Origin of the sequence: Streptomyces sp. CA2R106, assembly GCF_037034245.1 — a bacterium.
Taxonomy (GTDB): Bacteria; Actinomycetota; Actinomycetes; order Streptomycetales; family Streptomycetaceae; genus Actinacidiphila.
This window is the reverse complement of sequence record NZ_JBAGKC010000001.1, coordinates 42489-55386: the sequence shown is the minus strand read 5'-3', so window position 1 is coordinate 55386 and position 12898 is coordinate 42489. Positions and strand designations below refer to the sequence as shown.

Here is a 12898-nt window from a genome sequence, read left to right as displayed (position 1 = left end):
GGCGGGTCGGGCGCCCGTGCCGGAAGCAGTTCCGCGAACGTGAGGAGCCCGACCATGGCGGTGCCCGCAGCCCGTTCCCGAACCCGCCGGCGTACTGCTCTCGGCAGGCTCGCCGCACGCCGGGGTCCGTACGTCCGCAGCGGCGCCGCCGCCCCGCACACGCCCACCGGATACACGCTGATCAGCGGCTCGACCGCCGGCACCGACGACGGCACCCACCCCAGCGTCGTCCACCACCGCAGCGACCGGGCGTTCACCGCCCCCGATGCGACGACCCTCTCCGAGGCCGAGTTCCTGGGGAGTTGACGCCGCGGGTCCGCGCCCGTACTCCCCCGCCCAGCCCGCCGCACCGCACTTCACCGCACCGCACCGCACCGCCTGGAGCCGTCCATGCCCGCAGCACCCGAGCACAGCCCGAGACCGTCCCGCCGCGCCTTCCTCCGCACGAACGCGACACTGCTCGCCGGGTTCGCCCTGTCCGCGGCCCTGCCGGAAGCGGCCCACGCGGCCGGCGCCGACACCGGAGCGACCGGCCACGCCGGCACCGGCGGCAGCACCGGCACCGACCTCGCGCGCTACCGCCCGGTGGCGGCGTCCTCCACCGACTGGGCCCCCACCCCCGCCTCGTTCGCCGTGGACGGCCTCGCCGAGACCGGGGTCCGCGGCTCGGGCTGGCGCGCCTCCGCCGACGCCGCCGCGGGCACCCCGCAGTGGATCAGCGTGGACCTCCAGGCGCCGTGCGCGATCGACTCCGTGGTGCTCGTGTTCGAGGCGGACCGCGACGACCCCGGCTTCACCCCGGACCCGGGCATCAACCCCTTCCTGCACACCACCGGCTTCGAGGCGCTGTCGAGCTGCGCGGTCGCCTTCACGCTCGACGTGTCCGACGACGGCGCCTCCTGGCGCACCGTATACCGCACGTCGAACGGCACCGGCGGGCGCAGTGAGGTCACGCTGCCGAAGCCGGTGACGGCCCGCTGGGTCCGGATGACCTCGACCGAGCAGGCGAACGGCAACCCGGTCGGCCTCAACGGCTTCGAGGTGTACGGGCGGTGCGACGTCCCGCGCCCCGCCGCGACCGGCTGGACCGACTGGGGCCGGCACACCGCGCCGGCCCCGCCGCTGGAGGTCGCCGCCGACGGCACGGTGCCGCTGGCGTCCGGGTGGACCCTGACCATGGACGACTGGGCGGGCTCGGCGGACGGCGCGGTGCTGTCCGCCCACGGGGTGGACGTGAGCCGGTGGCTGCCCGCCGTCGTGCCCGGCACCGTGCACGCGTCGCTGGTCGCGGCCGGCCACCTGCCGGAGCCGACGGTCGGCTTCAACAACATGCGGGCCCCGGAGGCGCTGTCCCGGCACGACTGGTGGTACCGCAGGGCGTTCCGGCTGCCCGCAGGACTGGCGACGGGCCACGGCCGCCGGGTGTGGCTGGAGTTCGAGGGCGTCAACCACGCCGGCGAGGTGTGGCTGAACGGCCGCAAAGCGGGCGAGGTGACGTACCCGGTGGCGCGCGCCGCCCTCGACGTGACCGGTCTGCTCGGCGGCGGCGAGCAGGTGCTCGCGGTGCGCGTCGCGCCGATGCCGCACCCGGGCAACCCCGGCGACAAGGGCCCCTCCGGCGTCTCGACCCTCAACTCCGTCGCCCCGCAGGCGGACTCGCCGACGTACCTGTCGATCAGCGGCTGGGACTGGATGCCCGCGGTACGCGACCGGGCGGCGGGCATCTGGAACCACGTGCGGCTGCGCACCACCGGCGACGTGGTGCTCGGCGACCCGCGGGTGGACACGGTGCTGCCGGCGCTGCCCGCGACCGACACCGCCGAGGTGACCGTGGTCGTCCCGGTCCGCAACGCGGGCAGCACCGCCCGGACCGCCACCGTGACCGCGACCCTGCACGGCGCGCGGGTCAGCGGCAGCGTCGAGCTCGCGGCCGGCGAAAGCCGCGAGATCACCTTCTCCCCCGCCGACCACCCCCAACTCGTCATCGACCAGCCGCGGTTGTGGTGGCCGAACGGCTACGGCGAGGCCACCCTGCACGACCTGGTGCTGACCGCCGCCACCGCCGGCCGCACCTCCGACCGCCGCACCGTCCAGGTGGGCCTGCGCCAGTTCGGCTACCACAGCGAACAGCCCATCGTGATCGGCTCCGACGGCCACTCGGCGCCGCAGACCGTCGACCTGCCCGCACAGCACGCCCGTTACGTACGCATCCAGTGCGGCAAGCGCGCCACCGGCTTCGGCGCCTCCATGTGGACGCTGTCGGTGCGCGACAGCTCCGACCCGGACACCGACCTCGCCCTGCGCAAGACCGCCACGGCCTCCTCCAGCGACAATGCCGACGACCTGCCCGGCAACGCCGTCGACGGCGACAACTCCACCCGCTGGTCCTCCGGTTACTCCGACGACCAGTGGATTCAGGTCGACCTCGGCGCGGCCACCGCCTTCGACCAGGTGGTCGTCACCTGGGAGACCGCCTACGCGCTCACCTTCACCGTGCAGGTCTCCGACGACGGCGCCACCTGGACCGACGTGCAGTCCGTCCGCAACACCGGCACCCAGTTGCAGATCTCCGCCAACGGCGTGCGCGTGCTGTGCCGCGGCGGCAACTGGGGCTTCGACGAACTGCTGCGCCGGGCCCTGCCGCACCGGATCGACGACGCGGTCGGCATGCACCGCGACATGAACTTCACGATGATCCGCAACTGGATCGGCTCCAGCAACCGCGAGGAGTTCTTCGCCGCCTGCGACCGCAACGGCATCCTGGTCTGGAACGACTTCTGGGAGGGCGACGCGATCTTCCCGCCGGACGGCTCGGTGCCGGTGTTCCTCGACATCGCCGCCGACACGGTGCTGCGCTACCGCCACCACCCGTGCCTGGCGGTCTGGTGCGCCACCAACGAGAGCGACCCGCCCGCCGCGGTCGACACCGGACTGCGCGACGCGGTCGCCTCGCTGCACCCCGGCATCCTCTACCAGGGCAACTCCGCCGGCGGCATCGTCACCGGCCACGGCCCCTACTCCTGGATCGACCCGGCGGCGTACTTCTCCGGCGACACCTACTCCATCGGCAGCTACGGCTTCCACTCCGAGATCGGCATCCCCACGGTGCCGATCGCCGAGAGCATGCGCCGCCTGGCCGCCGACCAGCCGTCCTGGCCGATCGGCGACGTCTGGTACCACCACGACTGGTGCACCCGCGGCGGCCAGAACCCCGACACCTACCGCGCCGCGATCGACGACCGGTTCGGCGCCTCCGACACCCTCGACGACTTCTGCGCCCGCGCCCAGTTCGTCAACTACGAGAGCATGCGCGCGATCTTCGAGGCGTACAACGCGCACATGTGGGACGACGCCTCCGGGGTGCTGCTGTGGATGTCCCACCCGGCGCACCACAGCACCGTCTGGCAGACCTACGACTACGACCTCGACGTCAACGGCAGCTACTACGGCGCCCGCAAGGGGTGCGAGCCGCTGCACGTCCAGGCCAGCCTGGCCGACTGGCAGGTGCACGCGGTCAACCAGACCGCCGCGGACCTGACCGGCGCGAGGGTCGAGGCGCGGCTGGTGGACCTGCACGGCACCGCGCTGGCGGCGCCGCGGCAGCAGGTGCTGGACGTGCCCGCGTCCTCGGCAGCGCCCGCGTTCACCGTGCCCTTCGGCGCCGCCCTGCCCGCCGCGCACCTGCTGCGCCTGACCCTCACCGACCGGCACGGCACCCGCGTCTCCGACAACACCTACCTGCGCTACCGCGCGCCCGGCGACGTCAAGGCGCTGGGCGGCCTCGCACCCGCGAAGCTGCACACCGCGGTCCGCCGCCGGGGCCGCGACGAGGCGGCGCTGACCGTCCGCAACGACGGGGCCGGGGTCGCCGCGCTGCTGCGCCTCGGTGTGCGCGACGCCCACCGCGACACCCGGGTGCTGCCGGCCCGCTACAGCGACAACTACCTGTGGCTGCTGCCCGGTGAGAGCCGCGAGGTCACCGTGTCCTGGCCGTCCCGGGCGCTGCCCTCGGGCGAGCCGCGCTTCACCGCGGAGGCGTTGAACATGCCGCTGCGGCGGCTGTGATCCGGCACGCCGGCGGGGGCGGTCACAGCGGCGGGGCGGTCAGGTGCGCGGCGGACCGGTACGCACCGGGGGTCTGGCCCATCGTGCGGGCGAACGTGTCGATGAACGCGCTGGTCGTGGCCCAGCCGCAGCGGCGCGCGGTGGCCGTCACCGACGCCCCCTCGGCGAGCTGGACCATGGCGTGGAAGACCCGGGTGTTGGTCCGCCACTGCGGGTAGGTCATGCCGAACTCGGTGCGGAACAGCCGGGTCAGGGTGCGCTCGCCGACCCCGACCCGGCGGGCCAACGCGCCCAGGGTGCAGGGCGTGCCCAGGTCGGCGACCACCAGCCGGCAGGCGTGGGCCAGCCGCGGGTCCCGGGCGGCCGGCAGGGCGAGCGGCCGGACGTGGGCGCGGCGCAGCCGGTCGCCGAGGACCGCCCGCAGCCGCCGCGCCTCGGGCTCGGGCAGGCCGGGTTCGGTGCAGGCGATGAGGAGTTCGCGCAACAGCCGGTCCACGGCCAGGATCGTCGGCCCGTCGACGCGCAGCGGCGGGTCGTCAGCGGGGAAGCCGACGGTGTGCACCGAGGTGCGGCCGTAAACGCGGTGCTCGTGCCAGATGTGCGCCGGACTCCACACCGCCCGGTCGCCGGAGGCCACCCACGCGCCGGCCTCGGTCCGCACCGCGAGCACCCCGGTGCTGACGTAGATGAGCTGGTGGTAGTCGTGCCGGTGCCGCCCGATGACCTCGCCGGGCGCGTGGTCATGGGCGTGGGTCGGGGGCAGGTCCGTCCCGGGCGGGCGGCGGTTGTGCGACACAAGTAGGCAGATTATGGGAAGTTTGCCAGCCGCGCGCATGACAGCGTGGACGCCATGGACACCACACGGGCGGGCGCGGCCCGCGGCGGCGATCCCGACCAGGAGGACGCCCCGGCAAGCCCCGTGCCCGCGCGCGTCATGGCGGCCGACGGCATACCGGGGCACGGCGCGCCGGCCGACGGCCGACCGGTGGGTGGTCCGTCCGCCGCCGCGGACGACGCGCCCGGCGCCCCGGACACGGCCGTGCGCGCCGCGCGACCGCCGGAGCCCGCGCCCGCGCCCCGCACCGGCGGCCTCTCCCGGCGGCTGCGCGCCGCCGCCGTCGACACCCGGCCGCTGGCCGTACCGGCCTTCCGGCGGGTGCTGATCGGGCAGGGCGCGTCACTGGTCGGCACGATGGTCACCGAGGTCGCCATCCCGGTGCAGATCTACGCGGTCTCGCACTCGTCGTTCTACGTCGGCCTGGCCGGGCTGGCCGGCTTCGTGCCGATCGTCGTCTTCGGCCTGTACGGCGGGGCCGTCGCGGACGCGGTGGACCGCCGCCTGCTGTGCCTGTGGTCGTCGCTGGCCACCTGGGCGGTGACGCTCGCACTGCTCGCGCAGACGCTGCTGGGCGCCCGCTCGGTGGGCCTGGTCCTCGCGCTGGTCGCCGTGCAGGGCGCCGGGTTCGCGGTCTCCTCCTCGACCCGCGGCGCGATCATCCCGCGCATCGTGCCGCCGGACCTGGTCCCCGCGGCGAACACGCTCAGCTTCACCGTCGGCAACGTCGGCCAGGTCGCCGGGCCGCTCGTGGCCGGGGTGCTGATCTCGCTCCCGCACGGCTTCGCCTACGCCTACGCCGCGGACGCCGTGCTGTTCACCATGTCGCTGTACGCGACGTTCCTGCTGCCGTCGATCAGGCCGGTCGCCGCGCGTGCCGGGTCGGGGCTGCGCGCGGTGCTCGACGGGCTGCGCTTCATCGGCGGCAACCCGGTGCTGCTGATGTCGTTCGGGGCGGACATCGCGGCGATGGCGCTGGCCATGCCGAGCGCGCTCTTCCCGCAGGCCGCCGCGTCCCGCTTCCACGGCGGTGTCGGCCTGCTGTACTCCGCGGTCGCGGTCGGCTCGCTGCTGGCCGGGCTGTGCAGCGGCTGGATCGGCCGGGTCCGGCGCCAGGGCGTCGCGCTCACCTTCGCCGTGGTCGGCTGGGCGACCGCGATCGCGCTGGCCGGCTTCGCCCGCGCGCTGTGGCTCGCCGTGCTGCTGCTGGTGCTGGCCGGGGCCGCCGACCTGGTCAGCGCCGTCTACCGGCAGACGATTCTGCAGACCTACGCGCCCGACGAGATGCGCGGCCGGATGCAGGGCGTCTTCACCGTCGTGGTCTCCGGCGGCCCCCGGCTCGGGGACCTGCGGGCCGGGGCGATGGCCGCGACCACCACGCTGACCGCCGCCTGGTCGGGCAGTGCCCTGCTGTGCGTGGTCCTCGTGGTGGCCGCGGCGCTCGCGGTGCGGCCGTTCTGGCACTACGACGCGCACGGCCCCGATGCGCAGGGCCTGCTGCCGTAGCGCCGTCGGCTCCCCGTGCCCGCTGCCGCAGCGCCCCTGGTCAGCCGGCGGCCGGGTCGACCTGGATGTCGATCGCGTTGTGCGCCGGGTCGGGCATCTGCCAGATCTTCAGCACCTTCACCTCGACGCCGTAGGCGGTGACGGTCTGGCCGGCCCGCACCACCTCGACCTTCGCCGGGCCCGAGGTGCCGCCGCCGTCGCGGATCATCAGGATCGCCCGGCCCGCGGCCGGCTTCCTGCCGTCGTTCTGGACGCCGAGACCCACGGTGCCGCCGTCGGAGCGCTTGGCGTAGCCGGTCGGGCGGGACGGGTTGCCCGACGCGACGACCTGGAGCCGCTGCACGTCCGCCGGGTGGGCGCCCAGCGGCGGCGGGGTGCGGTCGGCGTCGCCGGAGTGGTGCCCGGAGTGCATCACCACGGCCACCGCCGCCGCGCACACCACCACCAGCCCGCCGCCCGCCGCGAACAGCCGCCCCCTACTCGGCCGGTTCATCCGGCGCCCCCTCCGGCCAGCGGACGGTGAAGGTCACGTAGCCGTCCCGGGAGCCGGGGACCACCTCCACCAGGGTCAGCTCGTGCCGGCCGACCGGCACCACGTCGCCGGCTCGCACCTGCACCACGTCGCCGGTCAGGGCGCCGTCGTCCACCAGGTTGAGCCGGGCCCACGGGTCGGCGGGGTCGGCGCTGGTGCGCACGATGCCGACGACGAGGTCGCCGCGGCGGAACTGGGCGCGGCGCCCGAGACGGTAGACCGTGGACATCGGCTCACACTCCTGTCCGTGTGAACGACACTTCGTTCAGGTTGCGTCGGTACTCGTCCTCGGTCAGCGTGACCTCCTGGGGCATCTGCTTCGTGCCTTCGTACTGGCCCGAGCCCCAGGGGTTCAGCAGGGTGATCGTCGGCGGGTGGGCGTTCATGTCGACGCGCTCCACGGAGTACTCGTGGCCGGACACCAGCCGGTCGTCGTGGATGTCGTCGTCGCCCTTGGTGCCGATGGTGACCGCCTCGCCGTTGCTGATCTTGGTGTTGATGTCGGCGAAGGAGACGTCGCCGGGGCTGCTGCGGGTGGCGTCCTGGCCGGTCAGGTCGGACATGCCGACGTCGCCCCAGCCGCCGTCGATCTTTTTGTACCCGCCGGAGTACTGCGCGAACGCCTTCTCGTAGATCGCCACCCAGGTGGCGCCGCTGCGGGTGTCGGCGTAGACCGGGTTGCCGTGGGAGTCGACCGGCAGCTTGTTGTCGACGGTGACCTCGACCGGGGTCGGCGGCATCCCCGGCAGGACGCCCTTGCGGTAGAAGGTCACCGTGTAGGTGCCGTTGGGGTTCTGCCGGATGTGCTGCTGGGGCCAGCTCGGGTCGCGCTCGGTGATCGCTGCCAGCGAGGACAGGAACCAGCAGTCGCCGTCCTGGCCCTGGCGCAGGTCGTTCATCAGGTCGGGCCCGTCCGGGCCGAACAGCGGCCCGTCCACCGTCTTGTACGTCGCGCCGTCCACGGTGGTGTCGGGCTGCCATTTCAGGTTGGTCAGCACCGGCTCGATCTTCTCCAGCGTGGTCGGCCCGCACTCCGACTGGATCATGTTCGTCCACGCCGCCTTGACCGCGCCGTCGGAGTCGCCCGCGCCCCACCACGAAGAGCCCTCGCCCAGCTGGCCGTTGAGCTTCTTCAGCTGGCTCGGCGACATCCGCGACATCACCATGTCCAGCTCGGCGGGGGTCAGCTTCTTGAAGTCGTCGAGGACTTCCTTGGCGCCCTGCGCGGAGTTCGACCACAGGAAGCCGCCGGAGTCGCCGATGTGGTCGTCGAAGTACGCCAGCGCGTCCTTGACCTTCTGCTCGTCCGGCGGCGGTTCGTCGTCGAAGTACAGGCTCGGGTCGACCGTGTAGCCCTGCTTCTCCAGCGTCTGCAACGCGTCGAGCTGGGTGCAGCGCCGGTCGATCGACGCCGAGGTGCTGTCCAGCTCCGAGTGCAGCGAGGCGGGCAGCCCGGAGTAGAAGAGCGGGAACACCTGGACGAGCAGCGGCTCCAGCGCCTCGCTGGTGGTGGCCGGTTTGCCGTCCATCAGCCCTTGCACCTTCTGGAGCAGGCCCGCCAGGTCGCCGTGGAGCGTCCGGGCGGAGGGGCTGATGTTCTTCATGTGCCCGGACATGGTGCGGATCTGCCCGGTGTCGAACCCGTGGAAGGCCATCAGTGGCTCCCCGCGGGCTTCTTGGCGCCGTCCTTGGCCGCCTCGTCCTCCAGCCGGCTCGCCTCGCTGGTCCAGCGCACCGAGTCCCTGATCAGGTCGTCGGCCATCACCCGCAGCCGGTTGCGGCGTTCGGCCAGCGTGCTCGTGGTCGTCTCCGCGTACGGCCCGGCCCAGATCGGCGGGTTCGCCGTGGCCTGGTTGACCGTCGTGTCCAGGAACGTGCCGAGCGTCCCGGCCATGGTGCGCGCCTTCTGTGCGCAGGTGCGCAGCTCCGCGGCACGTGCCTTCTTCTGCGCGGGCGTCTCCGCCCCCGCTCCCCCGTCACCCATGCGATCCCCGTTTCGTATGGCGAACGTGCTGTTGCGCTGGGGAGATTACGGTATTGCGCCCTCTTCCGGAACCTCGATACCCGTCACAACGCATCCGGTGAGGCAGCTCTGGAGGCCCCAGGCGCGGGCGAGGGCGGCGGCGGTGAAGTCGGCGCGGCCGCGGAAGGCGGCCCGGCCGCGCGTGCTGCCCGGGAGGCAGAAGTCGGCGCCCGGGTCGTACGGGCGGGCGCCGAAGGCGGCGCCCGCGAAGGAGGTGGCGCCCTGGAAGAGGGTGCCGGTGAAGTCCCCGTACGCCAGCCGGCAGCCGCTGAGGTCGAAGTCGGTGAGCGTGGCGCCGGACAAGTGGAGGCGCAGGCCGGACCAGAAGCGGTCGCCCGCGGCCGGGCGGGTTCGGTCGGCGAGCAGCCGCTGGGCGGCGTCGCGGACGGCCGACTCGGCCTGCCGGGCGCGCGGTTCGGACGGCAGCGGGGAACGCAGGTACGCGCAGACGGTGTCGGCCGCGCGCTGCCGCATGTCGGGCCGGGCGTCGCCGAGTTCGCCGAGCAGGCGCAGGCCGGTGAGGCGCACTTCGGCGTCGGGGTGGGCGAGTTGGCGGGCGTACGGCGCGGCGGCGGGGTCCTCCGCCAGGAGCAGGCCGGCACCGGTGGGCGGCGGGGCCGCGGTCCAGCCGAGCGGCCACTCCCACTCTTCGGTGCCGGCGGTGGAGGCTTCGGCGGTGCCAGCGGCTTGGACGGCGCCGGCGGCTTCGGCGGCGCGCCCTGTGTGGCGGGCGCCGGTGAGGTCGACCGCCGGCTGGACGAGGTGCACCCGCCCGCCGAAGACGGCCCGGCCGAAGTCCGCGGCGCCGCCGAAGCGCGCCTTCCAGAACCAGGCGGCGTCGGCGAAGCGGGCCCCGGCGAACGACGCCCGGCCGCCGAACCGCGCCCCGTCGCCGCCTTCCGCCCACTCCTGGTAGTCCATGTCCAGGACGGCCAGCGGCCAGCACGGGTCGTGCTCGCCCGGCTCGTCCCAGGCCACCGGCCGCCAGGTCTCGGCCTGCTCCCAGACCTCCTCGTCCTCCGACAGCGTCTCCTCGCCGCGGCCGAACCAGGCCAGGCCCTCGAAGCGGGCGCCGGAGAAGTCGGCGTCCGCCCGGAAGCGGGTGCGCCCGAAGACGGCCGCGGCGCCGAACCGGACGTCCGTGAAGCGGGCGCCCCGCTCGAAGACCGCCCGCTGGAAGAGCGCCTCCCCGCTGAAGCGGGCGCCCGCGAAGGAGCAGGTGCCGCGGAAGTGGGCGTCGGCGAAGGCGGCCGTGCCGAAGCGGCAGCCGCCGAAGTCGGTGTCCGCGGTCAGGACGGCGCCGGTGAGGTCGACGTCGAGGCAGTCCGCGCAGCCGGGTCCGCAGCCCCCGGCGGGGTGGCGGCGGGCCAGGGCCGCGAGCAGTTCGGCGGCCGGACCGGTGTCCGCCCCGGCCGGGTCGCACAGGAAGCCGCAGACGGCGGCCGCCACGTCCAGGCGGAGCTCGGGGTCCGCCTCGGCGAGCGCCGCCAGCTCCCGCAGCGCCGCGGGCCGGGCGTCGGGGTCCGGGCCGGTCAGCTGTTCCGCGGCGCGCGCGTACGCCTCGGCGAAGTCCGGCTGCATCTGCCCCTGCCCCCTGTCGTCGGCCCGCTGACCCCGCACCCTACCGAACGGGCGTCCGAGGACGGGGCGGGTCGCGCGCAGGCGGAGGGGGCGCGGTTCAGGCGGCGGGCGCGTCGGGGCTGTCGTGGTCCTCGGCGGCCGGGGTGTCGGGGGCGGGGGCAGGGCCGGCCCCGGGGGCTTGTCCGCCGCCAGCGGACGACTTGTCCTGATTGCCCTGCTTGTCCGGCAGTCGTACGGTGACCGTCCCCGAGGTGAGGTCTATCGGCCCGCGCGCCGGATCGCTGCTGCCCTCGTCCTCCCGGGTCAGCTCCAGCCGGTTGCGCTCCTCCTCGGTGTGCCTGCGGCCCGGCGCGAACAGCTCGTCGAAGAAGTCGAACATCGCGGCCCTCCGTCCACCTCGGCAATGAGCCCAGGCTACGCCCGCCGCCGCGGCGGCGGCGCCCCGGCGGAGAACCGGCGGCCAACCCGCGGCTCCGGGCGGCCCGGCGCCGCGGCGGTCACTCCTCGGAGCTGTGGGTGATGACCCCGTTCTCGTCCATCGTCGGGCGGATCTTCGAGGGGCCGTACGCGTCGGTGTCCGAGGGGCGGGGCGGCTCGGGGCCGTCCAGGCCGATCCGGACCATGCGGCCGATCCGGACGATGTGGAACATCCGGTCGCCGACGGCGAGTTCGTTGGCGCGCCCGGCCGCGCGGAAGCGGTCGGCGATCCGCTCGTACTCGGCCGTCTCGTCGGCGTCGAGGGCGTACATCCGCGGCCACATCTCGGTGAGGGCCGTCACCAGGGTACGGCGGGCCGCGTGCGGGGTGGCCACGACCGCGGAGAAGGGCTCCCAGCCGTCGTCGGTGCGCTCGACGACGCGGAAGGCGGCCGGCAGCACCACGGTACCCGGGTGGGTCCCGAGCGCCGCGAGGGAGTCGGCGCGCACGTCCTCGGGGTAGCGCTCGCTGCGGTAGCGCAGTTCGCGCAGCGCCAGCCGCTCGGAGCCGGCGGCGATCCCGGTGATCGCGGCGTGGTCGATCACGAACCCCTCGTCGAGGTCCGGCTCGTCCGGCATCCCGAACCAGTCCGGCACCAGGACGTCCCGGTCGGACGGGCGGGGCGGCTCCAGGCCGTCCGCGTTGGTGTAGACGTACTCCTCGGCGCGCACCACCCGGTACCGCACCCCGCACACCGTCAGCTCGTCGACCGCCTCGTTCTCCAACCGGTGCACGGCGGCGAGCAGTTCGCGGCGTACGGCCGGGTCGTCGGTGTCGTCCTTGGCCTTCAGCCACAGGTAGGAGTTGAGCACGTCGCGGGACTCCTGCGGGAAGCCCTCCATCACCGGTGCGACCACCCGCCAGCCGACCTCGCCCGGGCCGCGCGCGGCCACCCCGAACAGCGGGCCCCGGATGATGTAGTGCGCGTAACGGCGGGCGGCGTCCGCCGCGTCGGCCTCCTCCGCGGCCGCCACCGGGTGCTCGGGGGGCTGCACCCGCATCACCAGCCCGTCCGGGCAGGGCCACTGCTCCTCGCTACTCATACGGGCATTGTGCTCACACAGGGTGCATCCTTGCCAGCCTTCCCCCGGAACTCACAGCCGCCCCGGCGGCCGTGCACCGCACAACCCCAGTTCGCGCCCCTCGCGCCGCCGTTGCCGGTTCTCCCGGGCAATCACCGGCCGCCCAGCGCTGCCCGCAGCCCGGCCACGCCGTCGTACCGCACCCCGCGCATCCCGGCCGCCTCGGCGGCGGCGACATGGCCGGCGGTGTCGTCCACGAACAGGCACCGCCGCGGGTCGGCGCCGGCCAGATCGGCCGCGGCGGCGAAGACCCGGGGGTCGGGCTTGGCGGCGCCCAGCCGAGCGGTGTTGAGCACCGCGTCGAAGGCGTCGGCGACACCGGCGGCGGCGAGGTAGGACTCCAACCGGGTGGTGGCGTTGGAGACCAGCACCACCGGCACCCCGCGGGCGCGGACGGCCGCGAGCAGCGCCAGCATCTCGGGGTCGACGCTGCCGGTGCGGGCGGTCCACTCGGCGACCATGGCGGTGGCCGCCGGCCGCGAGCCGCAGACGCCTGCCAGGTCCGCGGCGACGCGGGCCCGCCACTCCTCGTCGGTGATCGCGCCGGTGACGGCGAGTTGGAGGAGCGCGGGCCGGAACGCCGCCGCGGCCAGGGTCCCTTCGGGCAAGCCGCGGGCGAGGTCGAGCGAGGTCATCGAGTCGGGCGGCCACAGGTGGACGACGCCGTCGAAGTCGCAGAGCACCGCGTCGTACGCGATGCCGTCAAGGAAGTCGGCTGCCGGCCGCGGTCGTTGGAAGTCCCCCATCCGGCCACCGTACCCGCTGCCCGGGAAGCGGGGGCGGGGATGGCGGCCGGG

The 12898-nt window shown here is 74.5% G+C and carries 12 protein-coding genes; 3 read left to right on the top strand and 9 right to left on the bottom strand.

Translation table 11 applies throughout. The annotated features are described in order from the left end of the window. The first annotated feature begins 54 nt into the window (after positions 1–54). Positions 55–306, top strand: coding sequence for a hypothetical protein (locus tag WA788_RS00265; protein WP_335970311.1), 252 nt, complete (start codon positions 55–57; stop codon positions 304–306). Between the two features lie 84 nt (positions 307–390). Then, the gene (locus WA788_RS00260; protein ID WP_335970308.1) at positions 391–4065 is read left to right on the top strand and encodes a discoidin domain-containing protein; all 3675 of its coding nucleotides are present in this window, start codon (positions 391–393) and stop codon (positions 4063–4065) included. Positions 4066–4087: 22 nt separating this feature from the next. Here the strand turns inward: WA788_RS00260 and WA788_RS00255 are convergent, their stop codons facing one another. After that, a complete protein-coding gene (locus tag WA788_RS00255; protein ID WP_335970306.1) occupies positions 4088–4861 on the bottom strand; it encodes a helix-turn-helix transcriptional regulator in 774 nt (257 codons plus the stop codon). A gap of 54 nt (positions 4862–4915) precedes the next feature. Between WA788_RS00255 and WA788_RS00250 the strand changes: the two genes are divergently transcribed. After that, complete coding sequence (locus tag WA788_RS00250) at positions 4916–6406, top strand: MFS transporter (protein WP_335970303.1); 1491 nt, start codon at positions 4916–4918, stop codon at positions 6404–6406. Between the two features lie 40 nt (positions 6407–6446). Here the strand turns inward: WA788_RS00250 and WA788_RS00245 are convergent, their stop codons facing one another. From WA788_RS00245 to WA788_RS00210, 8 genes are all read right to left on the bottom strand, one after another. Beyond that, positions 6447–6899 (bottom strand): hypothetical protein, encoded by a 453-nt coding sequence (locus tag WA788_RS00245; protein WP_335970300.1) that lies wholly within the window; start codon positions 6897–6899, stop codon positions 6447–6449. After that, on the bottom strand, positions 6883–7167 hold the full coding sequence (locus tag WA788_RS00240; RefSeq protein WP_335970297.1) for a hypothetical protein: 285 nt from the start codon (positions 7165–7167) through the stop codon (positions 6883–6885). Before WA788_RS00240 ends, WA788_RS00245 begins: the two co-directional genes overlap by 17 nt. Before the next feature lie 4 nt (positions 7168–7171). Next, positions 7172–8593 carry a C2 family cysteine protease gene (locus WA788_RS00235; protein ID WP_335970295.1) on the bottom strand — a complete coding sequence of 474 codons (1422 nt, stop codon included), beginning with the start codon at positions 8591–8593 and terminating at the stop codon, positions 7172–7174. Then, the gene (locus WA788_RS00230) at positions 8593–8922 is read right to left on the bottom strand and encodes a hypothetical protein (RefSeq protein WP_335970294.1); all 330 of its coding nucleotides are present in this window, start codon (positions 8920–8922) and stop codon (positions 8593–8595) included. The genes WA788_RS00235 and WA788_RS00230 overlap by 1 nt, the downstream gene beginning before the upstream one ends. 45 nt (positions 8923–8967) lie before the next feature. Next, positions 8968–10542 carry a pentapeptide repeat-containing protein gene (locus WA788_RS00225; protein WP_335970292.1) on the bottom strand — a complete coding sequence of 525 codons (1575 nt, stop codon included), beginning with the start codon at positions 10540–10542 and terminating at the stop codon, positions 8968–8970. Positions 10543–10639: 97 nt separating this feature from the next. Beyond that, entirely contained in the window at positions 10640–10921 is a 282-nt protein-coding gene (locus tag WA788_RS00220) for a DUF6191 domain-containing protein (RefSeq protein WP_335970289.1), read from the bottom strand. 118 nt (positions 10922–11039) lie between these two features. Further along, the gene (locus WA788_RS00215) at positions 11040–12062 is read right to left on the bottom strand and encodes a DUF5954 family protein (protein ID WP_335970286.1); all 1023 of its coding nucleotides are present in this window, start codon (positions 12060–12062) and stop codon (positions 11040–11042) included. Between the two features lie 131 nt (positions 12063–12193). After that, the gene (locus WA788_RS00210; RefSeq protein ID WP_335970284.1) at positions 12194–12847 is read right to left on the bottom strand and encodes an HAD-IA family hydrolase; all 654 of its coding nucleotides are present in this window, start codon (positions 12845–12847) and stop codon (positions 12194–12196) included. Positions 12848–12898 lie beyond the last annotated feature (51 nt).